We start from the raw sequence: 24,924 nt of genomic DNA, 5'->3' as shown, positions 1-24,924 counted from the left end.
CGCCGCACCCGTTCGCCACTGCCCCGACCATAATTAAAGAAGAGGGAAAACCATGTACGTGCACAAGACGGCACTGCTCAGCACATTGACCACCGCCCTGCTGACCAGCGTCAGCCTGCAGGCCGCCGAACCGCTCAAAGCGGTCGGCGCCGGTGAAGGTCAACTGGATATCGTGGCGTGGCCCGGGTACATCGAACGGGGCGAAAGCGACAAGGCCTACGACTGGGTCACCGGGTTCGAGAAGGAGACCGGCTGCAAGGTCAACGTCAAGACCGCCGCCACCTCCGATGAGATGGTCAGCCTCATGGCCAAGGGCGGCTACGACCTGGTCACCGCCTCGGGCGACGCCTCGCTGCGCTTGATCGCCGGCAAGCGTGTGCAAGCCATCAACACCGCGCTGATCCCCAATTGGAAGAACCTCGATCCGCGCCTCAAGGACGGCCCCTGGTATGTGGTCAACAAGCAGACCTACGGCACCCCGTACCAGTGGGGCCCCAACGTGCTGCTGTACAACACCAATACTTTCAAGACCGCACCCACCAGTTGGGGCGTGGTGTTCGAGCCCCAGGACCTGCCCGACGGCAAGCCCAACAAGGGCCGGGTCCAGGCGTACGACGGGCCGATCTACATCGCCGACGCCGCCCTTTACCTCAAGAGCGCCAAGCCGGAACTGGGCATCAACAACCCTTACGAGCTGACCGAAACCCAGTACAAGGCCGTGCTTGACCTGTTGCGCGCCCAGCATCCGCTGGTGCATCGCTACTGGCATGACGCGACCGTGCAGATGAGCGACGTCAAGAACGAAGGCGTGGTGGCGTCCAGTTCCTGGGGCTACATGGTCAACGGCCTGAAGGCCGACAACCAGCCTGTGGCCTCGACCATTCCCAAGGAAGGCGCCACCGGCTGGGCCGACACCACCATGCTGCATGCCGACGCCCAGCACCCCAACTGCGCCTACAAGTGGATGGACTGGTCGTTGCAGCCCAAGGTGCAGGGCGACGTAGCCGCCTGGTTCGGCTCCCTGCCCGCAGTGCCCGCCGCTTGTCAGGGCAGCGAACTGCTGGGCGCCGAGGGGTGCAAGAGCAACGGCTTCGATCAGTTCGACAAGCTCGCCTTCTGGACCACTCCGCAGGCCGAGGGCGGCAAGTTCGTGCCGTATAGCCGCTGGACCCAGGATTACATCGCGATCATGGGCGGGCGCTGAAATGCTCTGCGGTTAACTGCAATACCTGCGTCGACGCTACCGGCCTCTTCGCGGGCAAGCCTCGCTCCCACAGGTGTGCGCCTGTGGGATACATGCCTCGCTCCCACAGGTGTACATCTGTGGGAGCAAGGCTTGCCTGCGAAAGGGCCCGTATTGGCACGCCACAGCGTTGCCCAGCCACGCGATCGCATCTTGTCTTTTCGGAGCACCGCACCATGACGCTTGCAGTCCAGTTCACCCACGTCTCCCGTCTGTTCGGTGAAGTGAAGGCCGTTGACCGGGTTTCCATCGATATCCAGGACGGCGAGTTCTTCTCCATGCTGGGCCCGTCGGGCTCGGGCAAGACCACCTGCCTGCGCCTGATCGCAGGCTTCGAACAACCCAGCGCCGGTTCCATCCGCATCCATGGCGAAGAGGCCGCGGGCCTGCCACCCTACGAGCGCGACGTGAACACGGTGTTCCAGGATTACGCGCTGTTCCCGCACATGAACGTGCGTGACAACGTGGCTTACGGCCTGAAAGTCAAAGGCGTGGGCAAGGCCGAGCGCCTGGCCCGTGCCCAGGAAGCCCTGGCCATGGTCGCGCTCGATGGCTATGGCGAGCGCAAGCCGGTGCAGCTGTCCGGCGGCCAGCGCCAGCGCGTGGCCCTGGCCCGCGCGCTGGTCAACCGCCCGCGGGTACTGCTGCTGGACGAACCCCTCGGCGCCCTTGACCTCAAGCTGCGCGAGCAGATGCAGGGCGAACTGAAAAAGCTGCAACGCCAGCTGGGCATCACCTTCATTTTCGTCACCCACGACCAGACCGAAGCGCTGTCGATGTCCGACCGCGTAGCGGTGTTCAACAAGGGCCGCATCGAACAGGTCGACACCCCGCGCAACCTCTACATGAAGCCGGCCACCACCTTCGTCGCCGAGTTCGTCGGCACCTCCAACGTGCTGCGCGGCGAGCTGGCGCGACAACTGAGCGGCAGCGACCTGCCCTTCTCGATCCGCCCGGAACATATCCGTCTGGGCGACAGCGCCGTCGCCAGCCACGAAGTCAGCGTCAGCGGCCTGCTGCACGACATCCAGTACCAAGGCAGTTCGACCCGCTACGAACTCAAGCTCGACGGTGGCCAGACCCTCGCCATCAGCCAGGCCAACAGCGAATGGCAGGCTCACGACAGCGCTCTGCAGCCCGGCCAGCGCCTCAACGCGCGCTGGCCCCGCGAGGCCATGACCGCCCTGCGCGACACCGCCCTGAGCGAGGGCCTGTGACATGACCCTGGCCCTGGAAAAACACCTGCCGACGCCCAGCGTTTCAGCATTGCGGCGCTTTTCCAATCTGCTGTACCGCAAGCCCAACCTCTACCTGGCGATGCTGCTGGTGCCGCCGCTGATCTGGTTCGGGGCGATCTACCTCGGCTCGCTGCTCAACCTGCTATGGCAAGGCTTCTACACCTTCGACGACTTCACCATGGCGGTCACGGCGGACCTGACCCTGGCCAACTTCGCCGCGCTGTTCAACCCGGCCAATTTCGACATCATCGTGCGCACCCTGGTCATGGCCGTGGCGGTATCGATCGCCAGCGCCATCGTGGCTTTTCCGATCGCCTACTACATGGCGCGCCACACCCACGGCAACGGCAAAGCGTTCTTCTACATCGCGGTGATGATGCCAATGTGGGCCAGCTACATCGTCAAGGCCTATGCCTGGACGCTGCTGCTGGCCAAGGGCGGCGTGGCCCAGTGGTTCGTCCAGCACCTGGGCCTTGAGCCGCTGTTGCAGTGGCTGTTGCAAATCCCTGGGGTGGGCGGCAGCACCCTGTCGACCTCGCACCTGGGGCGCTTTCTGGTGTTCGTCTACATCTGGCTGCCGTTCATGATCCTGCCGATCCAGGCTTCGCTGGAACGCCTGCCGCCCTCGTTGCTGCAAGCCTCCGCCGACCTCGGTGCCAAACCGCGACAGACCTTCATGCAGGTGGTTCTGCCACTGTCGGTGCCGGGCATCGCCGCGGGTTCGATCTTCACCTTCTCGCTGACCCTGGGCGACTTTATCGTGCCGCAGCTGATCGGCCCGCCGGGGTACTTCATCGGCAGCATGGTCTACGCCCAGCAAGGCGCCATCGGCAACATGCCGATGGCCGCGGCCTTCACCCTGGTGCCCATCGTGCTGATCGCGGTGTACCTGTCCATCGTGAAACGTCTGGGGGCCTTCGATGCACTCTGAAAAAGCCTCCTGGGGCCTGCGCCTCGCCGCCTGGGGCGGGTTGGTGTTCCTGCACTTCCCCATCCTGATCATCTTCCTGTACGCCTTCAACACCGAAGACGCGGCGTTCAGCTTTCCACCCCGGGGCTTCACCCTGAAGTGGTTCAGCGTCGCGTTCGCGCGGCCCGACGTGCTGGAGTCGATCAAGCTGTCGCTGCAGATCGCCTGCGTCGCCACGCTGATCGCCATCGTGCTCGGCACCCTGGCCTCGGCGGCCCTCTACCGGCGCAACTTCTTCGGCAAGGAAGGCATCTCGCTGATGCTCATTCTGCCGATCGCCCTGCCCGGCATCATCACCGGCATCGCCCTGCTGTCGGCGTTCAAGGCCCTGGGCATCGAGCCGGGCATGTTCACCATCATCGTCGGCCACGCCACCTTCTGCGTGGTCATCGTCTACAACAACGTCATCGCGCGCCTGCGGCGTACTTCGCAAAGCCTGATCGAGGCGTCGATGGACCTGGGCGCCGATGGCTGGCAGACCTTTCGCTACATCATCCTGCCCAACCTCGGCTCGGCGCTGCTGGCCGGCGGCATGCTGGCGTTTGCGCTGTCGTTCGACGAGATCATCGTCACCACCTTCACCGCCGGGCACGAACGCACCCTGCCGATCTGGCTGCTCAACCAGCTCAGCCGGCCGCGCGACGTGCCGGTGACCAACGTGGTCGCCATGCTGGTGATGCTGGTGACCATGCTGCCCATCCTGGGCGCCTACTACCTGACACGCGGCGGCGAAAGCGTGGCCGGCAGTGGCGGCAAATAAACCAACCGTTACGGGGACAACGACATGCAGACCCAACTCTTGATCAACGGCCAATTGGTGACCGGCGAAGGCCCTGCGCAAGCGGTGCTCAACCCGGCACTGGGCCGCGTGCTGGTGGAAATCAACGAAGCCAGCGAAGCCCAGGTGGATGCCGCCGTGCGTGCCGCCGACCACGCCTTCGCCAGCTGGTCGCAGACCACGCCCAAGGATCGCTCGTTGCTGCTGCTCAAGCTCGCCGACGCCATCGAAGCCCATGGCGAGGAGCTGGCCCGGCTGGAGTCGGACAACTGTGGCAAGCCCTACAGCGCAGCGCTGAACGACGAGATCCCGGCCATCGCCGACGTGTTCCGCTTTTTCGCCGGCGCCAGCCGCTGCCTGAGCGGCTCGGCCGGCGGCGAATACCTGCCGGGCCATACCTCGATGATCCGCCGCGATCCGGTGGGCGTGATCGCCTCCATCGCGCCCTGGAACTACCCGCTGATGATGGTCGCCTGGAAGATCGCCCCGGCCCTGGCCGCCGGCAACACCGTGGTGCTCAAGCCCTCCGAGCAGACCCCGCTGACTGCCCTGCGCCTGGTGCAACTGGCCAACGATATCTTCCCGGCGGGCGTGCTCAACCTGGTGTTCGGCCGTGGCCCGAGCGTCGGCCAGCCGCTGGTCAGCCACCCGCGCGTGCGCATGGTGTCGCTCACTGGCTCCATCGCCACCGGTGCAAACATCATCGCCGGCACTGCGGACAGCGTGAAGCGCATGCACATGGAGCTCGGCGGCAAGGCGCCGGTGATCATCTTCGACGACGCCGACATCGATGCCGCGGTCGAAGGCATCCGCACCTTCGGCTTCTACAACGCTGGCCAGGACTGCACCGCGGCCTGCCGCATCTACGCCCAGGCGGGTATCTACGACCGGTTTGTCGAAAAGTTGGGCGCAGCCGTCAGCACCCTCAAGCATGGCCTGCAGGATGATCCGAGTACCGAACTGGGCCCGCTGATCACCGCCCAGCACCGCGACCGCGTCGCGGGCTTCGTCGAGCGCGCCGTGGCGCAGCCGCATATCCGCCTGGTCACCGGTGGCAAGGCCGTGGCCGGCGAGGGCTTTTTCTTCGAACCAACGGTACTGGCCGATGCCCTGCAGGATGACGAGATCGTGCGCCGCGAGGTATTCGGGCCGGTGGTGTCGGTGACCCGCTTCAGCGACGAAGCCCAGGTGCTGGACTGGGCCAACGACTCGGACTACGGCCTGGCCTCCTCGGTCTGGACCACCGACGTCGGCCGCGCCCACCGCCTGGCCGCCCGCCTGCAATACGGCTGCACCTGGGTCAACACGCACTTCATGCTGGTGAGCGAAATGCCCCATGGCGGGCAGAAGCTCTCCGGCTACGGCAAGGACATGTCCATGTACGGGCTGGAGGACTACACCACCGTGCGGCACGTGATGTTCAAGCACTGATGTGATGCCAGGGGCCTCGCGCCCTACCCCCAGAACAATAATCAGGGACGCCCCCACGGCGCGCCCCAGGACCACTACAACCAGAATCTGCCGATCCTGCGGAGACAGACCTTTATGAGCATCACCCCGGACATGGCCGCCGCCGAGCGCGACGCCGAACAGCTCAGGCAACTGGGCTACACCTCCAACTTCAACCGCAGCATGAGCCTGTGGGAAAACTTCGCCCTGGGCTTCACCTACCTTTCTCCCGTGGTGGGCGTCTACACCCTGTTCGGCCTGTGCCTGGCCGCAGGCGGCCCGCCGATGTTCTGGGCCTACCTGCTTGTGGGCATCGGCCAGATGCTGGTGTGCCTGATCTTCGGCGAAGTGGTGTCGCAGTTTCCGATTTCCGGCGGCGTGTACCCCTGGGCGCGACGCCTGGTGGGCAAGCGCTGGGCGTGGATGGTCGGCTGGATCTACTCCATCGCCCTGTGCGTGACCATCGCCGCCGTGGCCGTCGGTGCCGGGCCTTATCTGGCGGTGATGCTGGGCTTCGAGCCGAGCAACGACACCAACATCGTCATCGCCCTGGTGCTGACCCTGTTCGCCACCCTGGTCAACCTCAGCGGCACCAAGGTGCTGGCACGCATCGCCATGTTCGGCTTCATCTGCGAACTGGTGGGCGCCTTGATCGTCGGTATCTACCTGCTGATCTTCGAACGTCATCAGCCGTTCAGCGTGCTGTTGAACACCTTTGACATCAGCGTCAACGGCTCCTACCTGCCGGCGTTCCTGACCGCCTCGCTGGCGGGGATGTTCCTCTACTACGGCTTCGAAGCCTGCGGTGACGTCGCCGAGGAAACCCCCAACCCAAGCAAGAAGATCCCGGTGGCCATGCGCATGACCATCTGGATCGGCGGCATCTCGGCGATGTTCGCCTGCCTGGCGCTGATCCTCGCCGTGCCGGACATGCAAGCAGTGATCAATGGCACCGACAAGGACCCGGTCACCACCGTGCTCAACAACGCCTTCGGCAGCGTCGGCTCGCGGGTGATCATGGCCGTGGTGATGGTCTCGTTCATCTCCTGCGTGATCAGCCTGCAAGCCGCCGCCAGCCGCCTGTTGTACTCCTACGCCCGGGATGAAATGGTGGCCGGCAGCGGCCTGCTCAAACGCCTGTCGGCCAGCACCCAGGTGCCGGTCAACGCGTTGTTCGTGGCCGGCATCCTGCCCGCGCTGATCATCATCCTCGGCTTTTTCCTGCAGGACGCCGTGGCCACCATCGTCAGCTTCGCCGCCATCGGCATCTACCTGGCCTTCCAGATGATCGTCCTCGCCGCGCTCTACGCCCGCACCCGCGGCTGGAAACCCAGCGGCCAGTTCAGCCTCGGCGCCTGGGGCCTGCCGGTGAACATCGGCGCGTTGCTATACGGCATCGGCGCGATCATCAACATGGCCTGGCCGCGCACGCCGGATGCGCCCTGGTACGTGAACTACGCGATGGTAGTGACCACGGTGGTGGTGACAGGTATGGGGCTGCTGTACATGTGGCTGGCCAAGCCGTATGACAAGGGCACTGCACCGGCGGGGGATGCCTGGACCATCTGGAAGTGAATAGCTAATTCTATAGTTGAAATAGCGGTGCCTTCCCCGACTCTGGTCGGTACCGCTATAGGCTGATATCTCAGATAGGAGCTCCCGCAGGCGGAGGCCTCCTTAGCCATCGCATGGATAATTTATAACCACCACAATAATTAAATCAAAAAACTAAGACAACCAATACTTGCGCTATCCTTTTAAATAGGTCGCACAAATAAAACCAGATCACTCCACAATTATATGAATACCGGCCCCATCCATCTCTCCCGAACTGACTGCTTCGTTAGTCCATCAAAAAAAGGATTCCACAAACGCGCTTGAGCATGGCTAACTATACGCCTATATTCAGGCAGGGATCTAAGTGTATTCCATGTATCTCCATTGTGCTGCCCTATCACGTAATCAATAGCCAGAATCGGACAATGCGGAGGAAATGGTATCCGAGGACCAGGAGACTGCATAGAACCTTTCCATAAATCTCCTTCCATTTCGGGTAGATCTTTTCCCGGAACAAAAGTCGGGGCACTTGCAAACGCCTCAAGGGCATGCCCGCCGCGCTGAAAGTGGATATATGGGTGCGGCTCCTTTGGCGGCGGATCTGGAAAGTCGTGGCTATCTACCCTCCAATGATCCTCCAAAAGCATTAGGCTATTCTCCAGCTCAAGACTTCCCTTAACAGCAACTTGGAAATCTGCCCTCCGCGGGAGATGCTCTAGTTCAAAGTCCGAGCCCAAGCAAAAATGAAAATTTATGTCGGCCTCTTCAATACACGAAAGTCTCGGAAATAGACCCTTTTTCTTAGGCGGAGGTATATATATCCCTTTTCCTTGAGTATCGACCGTCCTCTCAGCTATCCATGTCTTCCGAAAATAAGTCAGTAAACCATGAAGATCCGACGCTGTCCTCTCTGTTGCACTGCAACGCTCAAGTGACTCCGCGAACAGGGTAAGATCATTGGAAAACTCGCTCCATGGCATAGCTATTTCACCTTAGCTGGAATACGCACCAAGTCAGATCGATTCAGGCGATAATCATATTTATTTTGCATCGCTTCCTTCAATGAAACCTGCATAGGATCCACCCATACAGGGATATCTATACGTGGAGTAAACCTTACACCGTACATAGGATCAACGGGGACTATGCTGGCAGGATTATGCTCCAGGCTCAAAGCGCACATCCGCCAAGGACATTCTCCAGGACTACCATCAGGCATTAATAAAGGGACGAGACCTTTTATATTTAGCCCTTCCTGCAAGAGCCGACAACGCTCTGATATTTCCAATCCAACTAAAGGGGCTTTCGTGCTTATGGAACTGTACCACCAATCTTCTAACCCGCGAGCCCACCACCGAGGAAAATAATCTGAAGCGATGCCCGTAAACTTAAAGTCCAAACACTCAAGTACTTGCGACCAATACACTCCAGATCTAAGAGCATCAACACCCAATCTAATAGCAAGAGCATTTTCATCAATCAGCAAACCAATGGGCATTATGAATGACCTAATAATTACTGCTGCTGAAACGTGGGATGAAACGGTAAACGACGACATCAGGCGGGAATTAAACCCCTCATGCCCCCACATGCTTGCTTGCTCGAGAGTACAGTCTAAAATGCTCTCCACTGCATTTTCATCACCCGTAGAAAAGCTCTCAAGCACATCATAAATTTCCCTGACACCGCGTAGCCGCTGGATAATATTTTCGATATCACCCTTAACTTCTTCTTTTTGGATTTTAAGATCAAATAAATCATCACTACTTGGATCACCTGTCACGTTATCCAAGACCCGGGGAAGGCTCGCAAACCTAACTACGGGAAACTCTAACACCTTCCGGGATTTTTGCTTAACACGTATATCTTGTGCGATACCGGGGCCAGTTCCAGTCTCTCCCGCTGCTGCAGATAAATCCACATCCATTAACACTCCAGCAGGGCGCCGAAGGGCAGATAAAATATTAACTCTAGCATCCGCAGGGGACATAACCTCTATCTTGCCGATACCTGCATCGCGTAATTGAGCAGCAAAAGCTTCAGCCTCCAGAGGAGCATCGTCAACAAAAATCCAGACATCTTCATAGTCCATGTTCTTCACTCGGCAGAATTAATTCAATACATGTTGAGTAACCGCTCGGCGCGTCAGAAAGATATATTTCGCCGTTCGAATTTTCTACAATTTGGCGAACTATCCACAAACCAAGCCCAGTACCTTTTGCATGTTCCGCATCAGACGCACTACTAGGCGGCGCAGATCGAGTGGTGAAGAAAGCTTCAAATATACGCTCTCTATTTTCAACTGGCACTCCATCCCCGCTATCGCAAAATCTTAGACGAAGATAAGACTCTTTAGTTGGATCGCGATCGGCAATTACGAGTATCTTGCGCTCATTGCTTGACCTTTTTAACGCCTTCACTGCATTCGTATAAAAATTCAAAAGCATTGAAGCCAGCTCGGCCTCATGAATAGGCTTAGTATATAGCGGATCAAAAGGTGGAACGCTGACCTCAAGACGTATGCCCGTTGCTTCTGCCTGAGACTTTATCCCGAGCGCAAAGCTTTCAACGGCTTTGCAGAGGCTTAACGAAGTCATACCTCGGGCCGAGCGAGCACCGGCTAATGCATTTAGATAGGATGTCAAAGTATCTAGTCTAGCAAGCATAGTTTTTGCACGGCCTGCCTGCTCTAAAAACACTACATCGGAACTTGACATAACTGCAACTTCAAACACCCGCTCAAAGTCAAAACGAAATGCATCAAACGTCATACCAGTTTCGTGGCTAAATTCCGCAGTAGTCATTCCGAGTGTGGCGAGAAAACGAAGCATAGAAGATTCGTCTGCTAATTGCGCATGCGCTACTTCTATCTGTTTTTTCGCCGAGGCTACTATTCCAACCGCATTGGCGACATTTTCAGCTGCTTCGGTTGCTGCAACTGATGGAGATTCGATGGCCGCTTTCTGTACGGCTTTTTGGGTGGACAGAATGGCAGTTTCAATTCTATTTATTTCAGAAATAGGATCATTATTAAGGACCGGCGAGCGTGAGCCCGCCCTAACTTTTCGTCCCCTTTCCTCTTGAATTCGGCTTACTGCCGTTATTAGAACCGAAGAAGCTAGCTCAATTAATTCAACTAAGGCTGGCGTCTCTATCAATCCCTCACGGGAAGTGTGCTCATCGAAAAGATCCCCTTCAACATCTCGGACTTCTATAACCCCAAAGAAATTTCGATTTGCAAAAGGGCCAAGCAAACTCCTGCGTGAATATATCTCGTCGAGCCCTAGCCAATCATTTCCAGAATCTCCATATGGTACAACCCTGAAGCCATTGCGGTATAATTTTATCCCGCCATATTTACCAAGTTCATCCCTGATTCGTGAGTATACTAAAGACGGCAATAAATTCGGATCTAGAATCACATGGTGCGCCTTCATCCACGCATTTCTCAAATACTTATAAGGGGGAGGATCTATACTGTCTCGGAAATCAGTATTAATCGCTGTCCATTCAGTACTATCACCAAACTTACTTTTCGATATCCTCCAAAAAGCATACCCATCGCCCTCTACCTTTAACTCGATAACGGCATGGAGATGATTTAATATCTCTGTCTGTAAATCTGCTACAACTACATCATCGGAATAGAGATTATTCCCTTTTAAGAAACGCACCGAAAAACCTGGATCATTAACCAATAACGCTGGATTAGATGACATAGTTTGAATGGGCGCGACAGGGAATGGTTGCTGAAGTGCCAATACACCGCGCCAGCACCGCCTAAACTGAGACTCAGTCCATTCGTCATGAAGCTCTTCAATCCGTAGAACTGTGCCTGCATGTTCCAGATCTACTTCCGAAACTTCAACCGTGACATCACCAAGTTCTCTTCCTGCAGTAAACTCTTTCCAGTCAACCTGTAGTTTAAGGCCGACACTACCATCTTTCTTTGTTAAAAGTACAAGTTTGTCACCCAAACGCTGGGTTGCAAAGCGCCCTATGCCTTTGCGACCGGCACGTTGGCGGCCGAAAATAGGAGAAAGCGGATTTTTTACTTTTAGATCGCTTGCAAGTCTTAAAAACCCGTCGACCAACTCATCACGAGACATTCCGGCGCCGTTATCAGTGATCTCTAGATACTCTCCTGAAACGCCCTGTCCGAATAATACCGTTACCTGCCAGGCGTCTGCATCGTAGCTGTTTTTTACTAATTCTATAAGCGCGGTCTCTTGCTTAGCTACAAGCTCCCTGCCAAGCCGGTTTATGATTGCTGCATCCGCGTAAAATCTGTGAATTCCTTCCATCATAGCTCCTTGCTTCGGGTGCCACGTCTGCCAATGCGAAGTAGCGTCAGCTCATCAAGCAGCTTAGCTTGCGCATGTTTCCATTCATCACCAAATATGACTGGCATAAAAACCTCGTCTATTAGCTCGCGAGCCTCTTCTTTTTTACCGAGGCGCATGAGTTGATCAGCTACAGAAAAAGTATTTTCATCAAACTCAATTCCCTCGCATAACACCGGCAACCGCCTAGCCTCGCCAATCTCGAATTTAAGAACGCCGCCACCGTAAGCTCGACCTATTTTCTCGGCGGCAACTTGCCCGAATGTTGACAACAACCCCAATACAGCAGATCGCTTTTGAGCGGCGGATACCCCCTCCAAAAAGGTCAACTTGTGCAAAGTATTAGTACACACAATGCACGGATCTAGCAACGCAATGCGAGGACCAGTATCGTTCATATATGTCAAAACGGCGTCATAATCAATGTCTGTCTGAACCAGCCACCAAGGGCGTCTTTTTTTAAACCAAACTACAGACTCGCGCTCGTGCACTGAGATTGCACTAAGATACAAGTTCAAGGAAGGGGTCAGTTTTCTGGGCTTGAGCAACCATGTTCGCTCGCCGCCTTTGGCAAGAGACAAAAGATCTGATTTCGTAACCTTCGTGCCAAATACATGCTTTGACCGAGAAACCACAGGCATTACATCATCTCTACTGATACCGGCAGCCACCCTATCAAGCTCAGAGATCAAAAATATTTTATTCCTACCAGTGACCGCACCGATTGAGATTTTCGCGATAGCTCCCAGCAAACACGCATAAGTACTTATCCTGGAGAACTCCGAGCTGTCATCGACTACCTTAACCATTGGTATACCGTTTTCGGCAACAACTCCTTTTAAATACTTATCAGTCCGCCCTAGCCCAAACCCTTCCCCGAGGATTACCGCTCCTGCCTCTTCTGCATGCGTACTCCAAGACGGGCGATCAATAAATTCATAAATCCCGATTTGTTTAAAGTGACTACACAGTTTCTGCATAAACTCTTCACCATGCTTGGTAAAAAGTACAGATCGAGGAACAATAGTTGCTAAGCGTCCACCTCGCTTCAGAAAACTTAATGAATGCAGAATAAAGGAGGCCCAAAGACCTGCCATACCCGGAACATCGAATCTGCGCCTAAGGCTCTCCCTTAGTTTTTTCTCAATGGCGTGATGTCGTATGAATGGAGGATTTGCAATTACGACGTCGACCTGTTCGAAGTCCGTCGCACATTGCAAAAGAAAATCCGCATGTATTACCATAGTTGCGGATAACCGCTGAGAAACGACTAAGCTTACCGCCTTAGGATCTATATCAAACGCAAGAACCTTGCATTTTGATTGGCCGTTTATACGATCAGCCTGGTTTATAACCGCCTTTATAAGCGCCCCTGATCCAACACTAGGCTCTAATACAGACTCGAAGCCTGTCCTAATAGCCCAGCGGGCCAACGACTCCGCAGTCTGGGTCGGTGTGTAGAACGCTCCTAAAAGTTTAGTACGGGACATTTTTGGTATATCGTCCTGTATTGAAGCTGCATCCAAACTCATATCAGTATAAACCGGTTATACGCACTGTTATCAGGTACCTAGTAGAAGGGTACCATAGCTCTGGGGGGCGGTTCTCAGCAACGAACTCGCTCGGGTCGAGATTTTTAGTCCATTTTTCCCCGCCAATCCTCAAAAAATTCTCTGAGCGGAGCCTGATGTAAGCTAAAAAGGGGATTTTCTACCCCATGTCACCCATGTGTCACCAGGCGTAACCAAACCAACGATACCAGTGCAGGCCTTGCGACGAAGCACTCATTCGACCTGAGGATGAATCCCGGCACAAGGTTTCGGGGACTCACCTGCGCCACAGCAATGCTAGAAGCCTGCCTGGCATCAACAGGCCGGAGCTCTTGCTAAGCGCTTACTAGTCGGCAGGAAGCTACTACTGCGAGCGCATAGAGATGCGGCGCTCCGCTGTGGATCGAATCTCAAAAGGCGGTGGGCGCTCAGCACGACCATCGGAATATTAGTCGGCTAGATGATCCCCCTCCTCATGGTCCTACGCTAAATTTCTCGGACTTGCGCAAGGAGCACCCAGCGACCGCTGGTCAGCTTGAAGCGAGATCACAACGCGTGACGTTCGATCCCGTTGGACACTCGCAGGATATCCGCCATGACCGCCATGGCGATCTCGGCCGGAGTCTTGCTGCCCAGGCGCAAGCCGATGGGAGCATGAATGCGTTGCAGGGTCGCGTCGTCAAGCCCGCCGATACGCGCCAGGCGTTCGAAGCGCTTGCTGCTGGTGCGTTGCGAGCCCATGGCGCCGATGTAGAACGCCGGCGTGCGCACCGCCTCGATCAGCGTCAAGTCGTCCAGGCGCGGATCGTGGGTCAAGGCCACCACTGCCGTGGAGGCATGGCAGCCACCGTTGGCGATGTACACCGCCGGCAGCACCTCGAGCACTTCTACACCAGGCAGGGTAAAGCCGGCGAGCAACTCCTTGCGCGGATCACAGACGATCACTTCATGACCCAACGCCAGGCCGAAGCTGGCACAGAACTGCGCGACCGGCGATAACCCGGCCAGCAGCAGGCGCTGGACAGCACCGATGCGGATCGTGACCTGCTCGCTACCGACCTCGACCTTGGGCACGTCCATGTCCGCCGGCCTGACACGCCGATGCTCGGAGCCCAGCAGCACCTGACGAGTAATCAGTGAGGCACCGGCAAAGGCCGCTTCGATGGCCTCAAGATGGGCATCGGTTTCGGCGCTCGGCGCCAGGTGCTCGACCAGCACATCCAGCACGCCGCCGCAGGGCAATGCCCGCGTCGGCGCCAGGCCGCCCTCGCCGTAGCGCACCACCTGACTGACCGGGCGGAAGAAATCCTCGCCCACCCGGGCGAGGAAGTCTTCCTCGACACAGCCGCCCGACAGCGAACCACAATGCCGGCCATCGCTCAGGCACACCAGCATCGCCCCCGGGCCACGTGGCGCCGAGCCGAAGGTGGTGATGACGGTGGAAAGCCAGACCGGCCTGCCCTCGGCGATCCATGCCCGGGCCTGCTGTATGACTTGAAGATCAAGCTGTTTCATTACCTCAAACCCTCAAGTCGACATAAGGCCGGAGCGGACGAACCCTGACCGTGATCAGTGCAGCCCCAGCTCGCGACTCTTGGCTACATCCTGTGGCGTGATGCGTGCACCGGACTGGCCAAAGCGGTTGAGCAGGTAGGTGCTGACTGCCGCCAGCTCTTGGTTGCTGTAACCCTTGGCGAAGTCAGGCATGCGTTGATCGCTGCGCACTGCATCGTTGTGGCCGCTGAGCAGCACCCCGATCAGATTGGAGCCCTCGGGATCGTTCAGCGTCTTAAGGCCTGAGAGTGTCGCGATCGGGCTATTGTTCCCTTGCCCGTCTGCCCGGTGACACGCCGCGCAAGCATCGTTGAACACCTTCAAGCCCAGGCCGTCGCCGGCCACGGCTGCCGGCTCGCGCACTTCAAGACTCGGCCTGGCCACACCCGTGGCCCGTGCCGGAGCACTTTTGAGGTACACCGCCATCGCCAGCTGATCTTCAGGCGTGAGGTAGCGCAGGCTGTGCTCGATCACATCGCTCATCGGCCCACCCGCCATACCGTAGCCAGGTGCCTGGCCGGTCGCGAAGTACTTGACCAGGGTTTCCTGCGGCCAGGCGCCGATGCCGTACTGGGCATCGGAGCTGATGTTGTAGGCGCGCCAGTTGCCCAACATGGTGCCGGCCAGGGACTGACTCTGATCCACCGCCTGGGCGAAGTTGCGCGGCGAGTGGCACTCGCCACAGTGGCCCGGCCCTTCGACCAGATAGGCACCACGGTTCCACTGTGCCGACTGCTTGGGGTCGGCGACGAAGGGTTTGTTGTCCAGGAACACCGTGTTCCAGAACCACATGCCCCAGCGCTGGTTGAAGGGGAACGAAATGTCGTTGTCCTTCGGCGCCTGCTTGACCGGCGGCAGGCTGAACAGATAGGCCTTGATGGCGAGGATCTCGTCGCGCGGCATCTTGCTGTAGGAGGTGTACGGGAACGCCGGGTAATAATGCTTGCCGTCCTTGCCCACGCCCCGCTGCACGGCGCTGACGAAGTCGTCATCGCTCCACTTGCCGATGCCGGTGTCCGGGTCGGCGGTGATGTTGGGCGAATACAGGGTGCCGAACGGCAGCTTGAACGCCAGGCCGCCCGCGAAAGGCTTGCCACCTACGGTGGTGTGGCAGGCGACGCAGTCGGCGGCGCGGGTCAGGTACTCGCCTTTGCTCATCGCGGTGCCGTCGTCAGCCTGGGCGGCATGCCAGAGGCTGGCACCGAACAGCGCGAGGGCGATCTTGTAGGCCTTCATGCCATCGCTCCTTGTACGGTGAAGTAGCCGGAACGGCTCAGTGGCAAACGCCGCACCCGCGCATGGGACGCCGCGTGCAGGGCATTGACCAGCGCGGCGGCGACCGGCACGGCGCCGGTCTCGCCGACGCCGCCAGGGCTTTCCAGGCTGTTGATCAGATGCACCTCCACCGGCGGCGCATCACTCATGCGGATCTGCCGGTAGTGGTGGAAATTGTTCTGCATGACCTGGCCTTTTTCGATCAGCACCTCGTTGAACAGCGCCGCCGACAGGCCGAACAAGGTGCCGCCTTCGATTTGCGAGTGCACCGAGGTCGGGTTGGTGACGAAACCGCAGTCGATCGCCGACACCAGCCGATTGATGCGCAAGCCGCGTTCACCGTGCATTTGCAGCTCTACCACGGTGGCGATGTAACTGCCGAACACGTTGGCGACCGAGACGCCGCGACCGGTACCGGCGGGCAGCGGGTTATCCCAGCCGACCTTCTCCGCCACCAGTTTGAGCACCGCCTGGGCGCGCGGCTGCGCCTGCAGCAGGCCCATGCGATAGGCCACCGGGTCGACCTTGGCGTTGTGCGCCAACTCGTCGATGAAGCTTTCCAGCGCATAGGTCGCCCGCAGCGGACCGACACCACGCCACCAGGAAACCGGAATGACCTTGGGCTCTTCGCGCACGTAGCGCACTTGCAGGTGCTTGAGGGCATAGATCGGCTCGATGGAGGTTTCCACCGCGTCGGCATCGATGCCGCTGTCCGGCAGCTTGCCGATGAATTGCGCGATCACCGAGGCGCCGGCGATGCGGTGATCCCAGCCGACCGGCCGCAGCTCATCGTCGAGCGCCGCGTTGAGGCGATCGACGTAGTGCGGCCGGTAGCGGTCGTGGGTCATGTCCTCTTCGCGGCTCCAGATCAGCTTGATCGGGTAGTCCAGCTGGCGGGCGATATCCACCGCCTGGAAGATGAAGTCCGACTCGAGCCGGCGCCCGAAGGCACCGCCGATGAGCTGGTTGTGGATGATCACTTGCTCAGGCTTGAGGCCGCTGATCCTGGCCGCGCCCGCCTGAGCGAACATCGGCGCCTGGGTACCGACCCACAGCTCGCAGGCATCGCTGCGCACATGGGCGACGCAGGTCATCGGTTCGAGAGGCGAATGCGACAGAAACGGCTGTTCATAGACAGCTTCGAACTGGCTCTTGGCACTGCCTAGCGCAGCGGCGATATCGCCCTCGTGCTTGGCCACCACGCCGTCGCCGGAGCTGGCCGCCAGCAGCGCCTTGTCCAGTTGCAGCGAGTCGCCTGTGGCGTGTTCACCCAGGTCCCAGTCGATGCGCAGCGCCTTGAGACCCTGCTGGCAGGCCCAGAAGTTGCTCGCCGTGATCGCCACCGCGTTGGCCAGCTTGATCACATCGCGCACTCCAGGCACTTGCCGCGCCGCGCCTTCGTCGACGCTGCGCAAGGTGCCGCCGTAGACCGGACAGGTCAGCGACGAGGCAATCAGCATGCCGGGGATCTGCAGATCGATGGTGAAGCGCGCCTTGCCGTTGACCTTGTCCGGGGTATCGAGGCGTTGGGTCGGCTTGCCCAGCAGTTTGAAATCTTCGATGCGCTTGAGCGGCACCTCGGTCGGCAGCGGCAAAGCAGCCGCCGCCTCGACCAGCGAGCCATAGTCGGCTCGCTGTCCTGCAGGGCCGAAGACCACGCCGCGTTCGGCAAGGCACTGGCTGGGGGCGACATTCCAGCGAATCGCCGCCGCCTGGATCAGCACCATCCGCGCGCTGGCGCCGGCCTTGCGCAGCGGCTCCCAGGTGAAGCGGGTCGAGGACGAACCGCCGGTGGCCTGGAACTGCAACAGCGAATCGATGTACAGCGCACTGGGCGGTGCCTCTTCGATGCTGACCTGATCCATGCCGACTTCCAGCTCTTCGGCGACCATCATCGCGATGCCGGTCTGCACGCCCTGGCCCATCTCGATCTTGGGTGAGATCACGGTGACGTGACCGTCTTGACCGACCCGTACAAAAGCACCGAAGCCACTGCCGGCAGCCGCCGCACCGCGCCCGGCGGCAGCTGCATCGGCGGCTGCGCTGCGCGGCACCAACGGCGGCAACCAGGCCGAGATCAGCAGGCCGGCGAAGGAGGTCGCGCCACCTTTGAGCACGCCACGACGGGATACACCGCCAGGCGTCTTGTTGACTGTCGACATGGGTAATCCTCAGGCTTTGCTGACACTTTTGATCGCCGCGCGAATGCGCGTGTAGGTGGCGCATCGGCACATGTTGCCGGACATGCCGTTGACGATCTGCTGATCGTCCGCCTCGGGATGGGTTTGCAGCAACGCCACCGCGGCCATGATCTGACCGGACTGGCAGTAACCGCACTGCACCACCTCGTGAGCCAACCATGCGCCTTGCACGGCCTGGCCGACCGGCGTCTGGCCGATGGCTTCGATGGTGGTGATCTGGTGCCCGACGGCATCGCTGACCGGCAATACGCAGGAGCGCACCGCCTTGCCATCCAGATGCACCGTGCACACGCCGCACTGGGCGATACCACAACCGTATTTGGTGCCAGTCAAACCCAGCACGTCGCGCAGTACCCACAGCAGCGGCATGTCCTCAGGGACATCCACGACCTGGTCCTGGCCGTTGATCGATAGTGTCTGCATGTCAGCCTCAAGCGTGAATCACGGGGTTCGTGCCTGGGGCTGCAACAACGCCACCAGCACGAACGATGGCCGACCCGTACGTGCGGATCAGCCTTGAAATATTTGGTTACTGGTGGGAATGATGTAACGGTCGCAAAGGATATACAACCAAAAATTTCGTGCGCAAGGGGATCGCAACGTCGCTGGCACGCGCCTGATCGACCGACTCGAACAGGCGCAACGCAACCTTTTCAGCCTGCCCGTCGGCAGGCGGCGAAAGTGAATCGTTGGGGTAACGCACGCCCCTGAAGCAATCGGCCAAAGCACTGCTGCGACCCACCCAGTGCGGCCAATCGCTATCCGCTGGACGACCGCGTACACTGGGCGCGCTTTATCAAAATGTTACGGAGAAAGAAGTCGGTCAAAAACCGACGCGGTCGCGCCACTGTAGTCGGCTCCCTGCCGAAAGCCAGACCTTCCTCCGCCCCTTACACCCAAGCCGGGACGCGCAATCCCCAGAGGTCATCATGTCTTATACCGCTTCGTCATCTACCGACGTTTCCATCCCTGCCATCCCCTTGGGCGAAATTCTGCCCTGGGCGATCTTCGGCGGCCTGCTGCTGATGCTGGCGCTGTATTTCGTCGGCGCCGAGCAAGGTGCTACCGCCCTGTTCAAAGGCATGTACGTTCACGAATTCGTGCACGACGGTCGCCACCTGCTCGGCTTTCCTTGCCACTGATTCGGAGTAAAAGACATGACTGGTCGTTTACTCGTCAGGGGCATGCTTGTTGGTCTGATCGCCGGCCTGCTGGCTTTCGGTTTTGCCAAAGTCTTCGGTGAGCCGCAAGTGGATCGCGCCATCGCCTTCGAAGGCAGCATGGCGCACATGCACGGTGAAGCAGAAGAGCCAGAACTGGTCAGCCGCGAAGTCCAGGCCAGCTTCGGCCTGCTGACCGGGGTCGTGGTGTACAGCGTCGCTCTGGGCGGCATCTTCGCCCTGGTGTTCGCGTACGCCCTGGGCCGCATCGGCAGGGTCGGCCCCCGTGGCCTGGCCGCGCTGCTGGCACTGGCGGCGTTTGTGGTGGTGTTCGTCGTCCCTGGCCTGATTTATCCGCCCAACCCGCCTTCGGTCGGCGATCCGGACACCATCGGCCAGCGCACCAAGCTGTTCTTTCTGATGATTCTGGTCTCGGTGGCTGCAGCGGTGATCGCCTTCAATACCGCGCGCAAGGTGATCGCCCGTTCCGGCCTGTGGAACGGCGCTATCGCCGGTGTGGCCCTGTATCTGCTGATCGTCGCGGTGGCCGGCTATCTGTTCCCGGTCATCGATGAAGTTCCTGAGCACTTTTCCGCTGTGCTGCTGTGGAAATTCCGCACCGCCGCGCTGGGCATCCAGTTGGTGCTGTGGACCAGCCTGGGGCTGATCTTCGGCAGCGTTGCCGAGCGTGCGCTGTACCCGGCCGGCAAGGCAGTCAGCGCCTGATCCCGGGCCGGCAAGTATCGCGAGGCTGCGCAATGCAGCCTCGTGACGGTCGTCGATCCGTTAAAACTTCCTGACCTGGCGCCCCTCAGAGAGAGAACGCCTGACATCTCACTTGGCTCCGGCAATCCTGCCGAATTAGACTCTCAGGCGTTACGGCGGTAAACAACTGCCCCAGGAGAATCTGCATGCCAGGACGCCCCCCCGAAGCCGCACAAGACGCTCACGCGCCCACGGGCAGCCCCACGGCGATCATTCGGCCGACCGTATGGTTCATCGCGCTGGTGATCTTCATGTTCGTCGGTGTCGAGGGCTGGCGTGCCTGGCGGGACTACCAACAGGCCTTCGCCACGGCCAACGATTCGGTGACCAATCTGGCGCGTGCCACCGCGCAGCACGCGGAGGACGCCGTGCGCCAGGTCGATGTACTCACCGACGCCCTGGCGGAGCGGATCGAAGGCGACGGCCTGACCCATCTGGATGTGGTGCGCACCCATGGTTTGCTGGTCCAGCAAGCCAGGATCATGCCGCAGCTCAATGGCCTGTTCGTCTACGGCCCGGACGGCCAATGGATAGTCACCGACAAAACCGCCACACCAGCCGGGGTGAACAACGCCGACCGCGACTACTTCATCTATCACCGTACCCACAGCGATCGCCGCGTGCGCATCGGCGAGGTGATCACCAGCCGTTCCACGGGCGAGCTGGTCATTCCGGTATCACGGCGCCTGGACAACCCCGACGGGTCGTTCGCCGGCGTCCTGCTGGGCACCATCAAGGTCAGCTATTTCGTCGATTACTACGGCGACTTCAAGATCGATGGCAAGGGCACGCTGGTGCTGGCCCTGCGTAACGGCCGGATACTGGTCAGACGCCCTTTCATCAAGAGCGTCACCGAGAAGAGCCTGGCCGAGGGAGACATCTTCAAGCGCTATCTGCCGACCTCCGACACCGGCACCGCCGAAGCCCGGGCCATAATCGACGGCGTCGATCGCCTCTACGGCTTTCGCGCGCTGACCAGCTATCCCCTGGTCGCCGAAGCGGGCCTGTCGCGCGAATCGATCATCGGGCCCTGGCGCCAGGATGTACTCAAGACCAGCATGTATTCGCTGGTGCTGATAGCCACCCTGCTGGCCTTCGGGCTGGTCCTGATCAAACAACTGCGCAAGCGCATCAGCGCCGAAGACGATCTGCGCCGCGCCAATCTGGCGATGCAGGAGATGGCGCTGACGGACAGCCTCACCGGGCTGGGCAACCGGCGCAAGCTGGACATGGTGCTGAGCCAGGAGATCTGCCGGGCCAGGCGCGAGGGTGCGGCCATCGCCCTGATCATGCTCGACGTCGACTACTTCAAGCGTTTCAACGACAGATACGGCCACGCTGCGGGCGACGACTGCCTGCGCAGCATTGCCGGCGCGATTCGCCACAGCCTCAAGCGCCCGGCGGATCTGGCGGTGCGCTACGGCGGTGAAGAGTTCTGCGTGCTGCTGCCCAATACCACTAGTGAGGGCGCCAATCTGCTGGCCGAGGAAATCCTCACCGCGATCCGTGAATTGAACATCGAGCACAACGACCAGCCACTGGGCTTCGTCACTGTCAGTGCCGGCATCGCCACCAGTTTGCCGACGTCCGACGATGTCACCGCGGGCGGATTGATCAAGGCCGCGGATGCCTTCATGTATCTGGCGAAGAACAGCGGCCGCAACCGCTGGCATTCGGCGATCGGCAACAGTGCGCTGGAAGTGTTCGTGCGACCGCGCACCCTGGGTTGACACGGCGCCAGGATTGCCAGGCGATCAGGCCCGTGGACGAATCAGCTGCTGCAGGTGGGTGAGAATCGACGCCGCGTCGTAGGGTTTGCGCACCACGGGGGCGTGCTTCAGGTGGCCGGGAATGATCACGCTGTCGCCGTAACCGGTGGCGAACAGGAACGGGATATTGCGTCGCATCAGCGCCTCGGCCACGGCGATGGAGGTGCCCGTCCCCAGGTTGACGTCCAGCACTGCGACATCGGGCCTGCGGGTCGCCAGCACCTTGGTCGTCTCGACCTCGGAGCTGGTGGTGATGACATCCTCGATGCCGGCACTGGCGAGCATCTGCTCGAGCCCGACTGCAATGACCAACTGGTCCTCGAGGATCAGCACGCAGGCATCGGCCAGATCACCGAAATCCTCGGCCAACTGAACGATTGCCGATTCCGGGGCCACGGCTTCGAGCGGTTCAGCCACGGTAAGGTGCCTGGCCGGGATCCTGAAGAACCCCTGCATGCCTTCGGGCAGGTACTTGACGGTGCTGGTGCCGCCAAGATCGAAGGGAATGCTGCGGTCGATCAGCACCGAGCCGAAGCCGCTGCGGCTCGGCGGGCGAACCGTCGGACCGTCGCTCTCGCGCCAGGCGATATCGCAGCCACCACCAGCATCGGTGGTCCAGGTAATCGAAAGCTTGCCGCCGGCCCGGGACAGCGCGCCGTACTTCGCGGCGTTGGTCGCCAATTCGTGCAGCACCAGCGCCAGCACGGAATAGGCACGGGCATCGAGCACGACGTTCGGGCCGCTGACTTCTATGCTGCTGGAGGGCGTGCGGTACGGCAGCAGTTCGGCGTCCAGCAGCGCCGACAGGCCGCCACCGCCGTCACCCCGCACCACCTGATCGTGGGCCAGCGACAGCGCCTGGATGCGCCCCTTCAAGGTGGCTACGTAGCCATTGAGGGTCTGGCCCTCGGCGGTGGGATGGGCCACCAGTGCACCGATCAGCGCGAGAATATTCTTGACCCGATGGTTGAGCTCTTCGTTGAGCATCCGCTGGCGTACGTCGGCCTTGGCGCGCTCGCTGGCCAGCAGCTCGCTGTTGTGCAGCGCCACCTCGACGATCGCCGCGCGAATGGCCTCGCCGAATTGCCGGTCCTGCTCGGTCCAGGGCTGTGACTGCTGATGGACTGTCTCCTTCCAGATCGCGAAGCTCTTGCGCGGGGTCAGGCGTTCGCCGAGCGCGCCGCTCTGGTAGGTCTTGTTCGGATCGCCGGCCCAGTCGAGGGTCTCGACCACCTCCTTGCGAAACAGCAGCAGGTAGTCCCTGGGGTGCTGCGACATCGGAATGACCAGCATCCCCGAGACGTCGACCGCATAGTCGCGGGCCGGCGCATGGGCCATCGACAGGTGATGGGACGCCCAAGTGCGGCCTTCGGCGACGCTCTCGGCGAAGCGCAGCAAATCCGGCATCGCGCCCTTGGGCGGCGTCAGTTGCTCGGCCGACCAGCGCCCCTCCAAAGACATGCCGATACCGTCACAGGGGATCAGCGCTTTGAAATCGGACAGCCGCGAACGCAAGAATTCGTCGATATCCGTGGCCCGGTTGGCGTCGCGCAACACGCCGTCTAGCACCAGTCGAGCGTGGGCGGCGGCTTCCAGCGTTTGCCGGGCACGCAAGGTCTCGATATGCAGGGAGATGAACTCGCCGAACATCTCGGCCGCGACCCGCTGGCCCATGGTCAAGGCCCTTGGCGCGTAGTGGTGGCAGGCGATCAGGCCCCAGAGCGCGCCGTTGACGATGATCGAGATCGACATCGAGGCGCCCACGCCCATGTTGCTCAGGTACTCGCAGTGCACCGGCGACACGCTGCGCAGGTGCGCGTAGGACAGGTCCAGCGGCTCGCCGGACAGATCGAGCACAGGTTCCAGGGCGACGGTCGCGACACTGACGTCCGAGATGACCCGAATCTGATTGCGCAGGTACAGCGCCCGTGCCTGCTGGGGGATATCGGAGCCCGGGAAATATTGTCCGAGAAAACTCTCCAGGTCGCCGCGTTTGGCCTCGGCGATGACCTTGCCGGCGCCGTCGGGGCCGAGCTGGTAGATCATCACCCGATCGTAGCCGAGCATGGCCCGGGCAAACCGCGCGGCATCGCGGAACAGCTTGTCGGTACGATCGATCTCGCGAACCTGAGCGATGACGGTGCGGGCCAGTTCTATCGGCTCGGCGACGCTGGCGCCGCACGGCTCGAATTCGATGATGACGGTACCCTTGAACAGATGGGCGGCGACGTCGAACACCTGTCCCGTGGCCAGCGTCAGAGCGAAGGTCAACGCCGGCCGCGATGCCTCCTTGGTCCGCGCCAGCGAGTTGCGCAAGGTATGGGCGACTTCTTCGCCGAACAGCTCATCGAGCCGACGACCGTTCAAATCCCTCGGCAAACCCAGCAGGTCCGGGGCATTGACGGAGTGGCGCAGGACAATGCTCGCCGACGCGTCGCAGGCGAGCAGGCAGCCATGTGGCTGGATGCTGCCCGGGATCTGGATCGGCTCGCGATCACAGTTGCTCAGGTTGACGCGCGTTTCAGAAGTCATTGGCCCTGCCGACAGACGAAAGACCGGCCGTCCGAATGACTGCCGAGGGTATTAGGACCCACAAAGGGTGCATTCTATCCCTCGAACTGGCCTACGTCACCGCCTGGGTTTTATTACGGCAGACAGGCCTCGCCACCCGGAGCGCAATTCGGCATCAACCATCGCCGACGTCTCGGCGGCGCTTTGGTCAACCTCGACCTCGACCTCGACCTACACCAAGGCATCGGCGCGCTATTTCCACCTTGATCTGACCTTCTGACACAGCTTCGGACACGTCCTACACAAGCCTAGGAAGTGTCCGATTTTTATCGAATACCCCCCCTGTTCTACTTCTGCCCGAATCGTTTTTGACATTCGCGACAGGAGTCTCGACTTGGACGCCAAACACCTCGAGTTCCTCGCCAGGCAACCCTCGGCACGCTTGCAAGCCAGGCAGCGGTTCTGGGGCTTGCCCAAGCGCGGGCTGGCGTGGCTGCTGGCCAATGTCCTGTTCTGGCAGCCCCTGTGGGCAATAGCCGACGGCATCGTTCCCAGCGGGCC

At 60.0% G+C, this 24,924-nt stretch carries 17 protein-coding genes; 9 read left to right on the top strand and 8 right to left on the bottom strand.

What is annotated here, in order from left to right; all coding sequences use genetic code 11:
* Positions 1-52: 52 nt before the first annotated feature.
* The 6 genes from ydcS (at position 53) to AC3WJP_RS23255 (ending at position 7,253) form a co-directional block, all read left to right on the top strand.
* Positions 53-1,204 (top strand): putative ABC transporter substrate-binding protein YdcS, encoded by a 1,152-nt coding sequence (gene ydcS / locus AC3WJP_RS23280; RefSeq protein ID WP_493723204.1) that lies wholly within the window; start codon positions 53-55, stop codon positions 1,202-1,204.
* A gap of 215 nt (positions 1,205-1,419) precedes the next feature.
* Positions 1,420-2,460, top strand: coding sequence for an ABC transporter ATP-binding protein (locus tag AC3WJP_RS23275; RefSeq protein ID WP_493723205.1), 1,041 nt, complete (start codon positions 1,420-1,422; stop codon positions 2,458-2,460).
* Position 2,461: 1 nt separating this feature from the next.
* Positions 2,462-3,412 (top strand): ABC transporter permease, encoded by a 951-nt coding sequence (locus AC3WJP_RS23270; RefSeq protein ID WP_493723206.1) that lies wholly within the window; start codon positions 2,462-2,464, stop codon positions 3,410-3,412.
* The gene (locus tag AC3WJP_RS23265; protein WP_493723207.1) at positions 3,402-4,211 is read left to right on the top strand and encodes an ABC transporter permease; all 810 of its coding nucleotides are present in this window, start codon (positions 3,402-3,404) and stop codon (positions 4,209-4,211) included. The genes AC3WJP_RS23270 and AC3WJP_RS23265 overlap by 11 nt, the downstream gene beginning before the upstream one ends.
* Before the next feature lie 24 nt (positions 4,212-4,235).
* Entirely contained in the window at positions 4,236-5,660 is a 1,425-nt protein-coding gene (locus AC3WJP_RS23260; protein WP_493723208.1) for a gamma-aminobutyraldehyde dehydrogenase, read from the top strand.
* Between the two features lie 114 nt (positions 5,661-5,774).
* Positions 5,775-7,253 carry an APC family permease gene (locus AC3WJP_RS23255; protein WP_493723209.1) on the top strand — a complete coding sequence of 493 codons (1,479 nt, stop codon included), beginning with the start codon at positions 5,775-5,777 and terminating at the stop codon, positions 7,251-7,253.
* A gap of 964 nt (positions 7,254-8,217) precedes the next feature.
* Here AC3WJP_RS23255 and AC3WJP_RS23250 read toward each other — a convergent pair.
* From AC3WJP_RS23250 to AC3WJP_RS23220, 7 genes are all read right to left on the bottom strand, one after another.
* On the bottom strand, positions 8,218-9,327 hold the full coding sequence (locus AC3WJP_RS23250; protein ID WP_493723210.1) for a hypothetical protein: 1,110 nt from the start codon (positions 9,325-9,327) through the stop codon (positions 8,218-8,220).
* Complete coding sequence (locus tag AC3WJP_RS23245) at positions 9,317-11,539, bottom strand: sensor histidine kinase (protein WP_493723211.1); 2,223 nt, start codon at positions 11,537-11,539, stop codon at positions 9,317-9,319. Before AC3WJP_RS23245 ends, AC3WJP_RS23250 begins: the two co-directional genes overlap by 11 nt.
* Complete coding sequence (locus AC3WJP_RS23240) at positions 11,539-13,068, bottom strand: N-6 DNA methylase (RefSeq protein ID WP_493723212.1); 1,530 nt, start codon at positions 13,066-13,068, stop codon at positions 11,539-11,541. Before AC3WJP_RS23240 ends, AC3WJP_RS23245 begins: the two co-directional genes overlap by 1 nt.
* A gap of 606 nt (positions 13,069-13,674) precedes the next feature.
* Positions 13,675-14,643: an XdhC family protein gene (locus tag AC3WJP_RS23235; RefSeq protein WP_493723213.1), complete on the bottom strand. Its 969-nt coding sequence runs from the start codon at positions 14,641-14,643 to the stop codon at positions 13,675-13,677.
* Positions 14,644-14,697: 54 nt separating this feature from the next.
* Complete coding sequence (locus AC3WJP_RS23230; protein WP_493723214.1) at positions 14,698-15,918, bottom strand: c-type cytochrome; 1,221 nt, start codon at positions 15,916-15,918, stop codon at positions 14,698-14,700.
* Complete coding sequence (locus AC3WJP_RS23225) at positions 15,915-18,119, bottom strand: xanthine dehydrogenase family protein molybdopterin-binding subunit (RefSeq protein WP_493723215.1); 2,205 nt, start codon at positions 18,117-18,119, stop codon at positions 15,915-15,917. Before AC3WJP_RS23225 ends, AC3WJP_RS23230 begins: the two co-directional genes overlap by 4 nt.
* 9 nt (positions 18,120-18,128) lie before the next feature.
* Positions 18,129-18,581, bottom strand: coding sequence for a (2Fe-2S)-binding protein (locus tag AC3WJP_RS23220; RefSeq protein ID WP_493723216.1), 453 nt, complete (start codon positions 18,579-18,581; stop codon positions 18,129-18,131).
* 506 nt (positions 18,582-19,087) lie between these two features.
* Between AC3WJP_RS23220 and AC3WJP_RS23215 the strand changes: the two genes are divergently transcribed.
* From AC3WJP_RS23215 to AC3WJP_RS23205, 3 genes are all read left to right on the top strand, one after another.
* Complete coding sequence (locus AC3WJP_RS23215) at positions 19,088-19,300, top strand: CbtB domain-containing protein (protein WP_493723217.1); 213 nt, start codon at positions 19,088-19,090, stop codon at positions 19,298-19,300.
* Positions 19,301-19,315: 15 nt separating this feature from the next.
* The gene (locus tag AC3WJP_RS23210; protein ID WP_493723218.1) at positions 19,316-20,044 is read left to right on the top strand and encodes a CbtA family protein; all 729 of its coding nucleotides are present in this window, start codon (positions 19,316-19,318) and stop codon (positions 20,042-20,044) included.
* Between the two features lie 185 nt (positions 20,045-20,229).
* A complete protein-coding gene (locus AC3WJP_RS23205) occupies positions 20,230-21,813 on the top strand; it encodes a sensor domain-containing diguanylate cyclase (protein WP_493723219.1) in 1,584 nt (527 codons plus the stop codon).
* 24 nt (positions 21,814-21,837) lie between these two features.
* Here AC3WJP_RS23205 and AC3WJP_RS23200 read toward each other — a convergent pair whose 3' ends face one another.
* Complete coding sequence (locus tag AC3WJP_RS23200) at positions 21,838-24,384, bottom strand: HWE histidine kinase domain-containing protein (RefSeq protein ID WP_493723220.1); 2,547 nt, start codon at positions 24,382-24,384, stop codon at positions 21,838-21,840.
* Between the last annotated feature and the right edge of the window lie 540 nt (positions 24,385-24,924).

The sequence above is a fragment of the Pseudomonas sp. GW821-FHT01A09 genome (assembly GCF_058986725.1).
The sequence above is the reverse complement of the archived record's forward strand: the minus strand, read 5'-3'. Positions and strand labels throughout refer to the sequence as shown.

Coding starts and splice junctions, on each gene's coding strand:
- ydcS (WP_493723204.1), top strand. CDS start 53: ATGTACGTGCACAAGACGGCACTGCTCAGCACATTGACCACCGCCCTG.
- AC3WJP_RS23275 (WP_493723205.1), top strand. CDS start 1,420: ATGACGCTTGCAGTCCAGTTCACCCACGTCTCCCGTCTGTTCGGTGAA.
- AC3WJP_RS23270 (WP_493723206.1), top strand. CDS start 2,462: ATGACCCTGGCCCTGGAAAAACACCTGCCGACGCCCAGCGTTTCAGCA.
- AC3WJP_RS23265 (WP_493723207.1), top strand. CDS start 3,402: ATGCACTCTGAAAAAGCCTCCTGGGGCCTGCGCCTCGCCGCCTGGGGC.
- AC3WJP_RS23260 (WP_493723208.1), top strand. CDS start 4,236: ATGCAGACCCAACTCTTGATCAACGGCCAATTGGTGACCGGCGAAGGC.
- AC3WJP_RS23255 (WP_493723209.1), top strand. CDS start 5,775: ATGAGCATCACCCCGGACATGGCCGCCGCCGAGCGCGACGCCGAACAG.
- AC3WJP_RS23250 (WP_493723210.1), bottom strand. CDS start 9,327: ATGGACTATGAAGATGTCTGGATTTTTGTTGACGATGCTCCTCTGGAG.
- AC3WJP_RS23245 (WP_493723211.1), bottom strand. CDS start 11,539: ATGGAAGGAATTCACAGATTTTACGCGGATGCAGCAATCATAAACCGG.
- AC3WJP_RS23240 (WP_493723212.1), bottom strand. CDS start 13,068: ATGTCCCGTACTAAACTTTTAGGAGCGTTCTACACACCGACCCAGACT.
- AC3WJP_RS23235 (WP_493723213.1), bottom strand. CDS start 14,643: ATGAAACAGCTTGATCTTCAAGTCATACAGCAGGCCCGGGCATGGATC.
- AC3WJP_RS23230 (WP_493723214.1), bottom strand. CDS start 15,918: ATGAAGGCCTACAAGATCGCCCTCGCGCTGTTCGGTGCCAGCCTCTGG.
- AC3WJP_RS23225 (WP_493723215.1), bottom strand. CDS start 18,119: ATGTCGACAGTCAACAAGACGCCTGGCGGTGTATCCCGTCGTGGCGTG.
- AC3WJP_RS23220 (WP_493723216.1), bottom strand. CDS start 18,581: ATGCAGACACTATCGATCAACGGCCAGGACCAGGTCGTGGATGTCCCT.
- AC3WJP_RS23215 (WP_493723217.1), top strand. CDS start 19,088: ATGTCTTATACCGCTTCGTCATCTACCGACGTTTCCATCCCTGCCATC.
- AC3WJP_RS23210 (WP_493723218.1), top strand. CDS start 19,316: ATGACTGGTCGTTTACTCGTCAGGGGCATGCTTGTTGGTCTGATCGCC.
- AC3WJP_RS23205 (WP_493723219.1), top strand. CDS start 20,230: ATGCCAGGACGCCCCCCCGAAGCCGCACAAGACGCTCACGCGCCCACG.
- AC3WJP_RS23200 (WP_493723220.1), bottom strand. CDS start 24,384: ATGACTTCTGAAACGCGCGTCAACCTGAGCAACTGTGATCGCGAGCCG.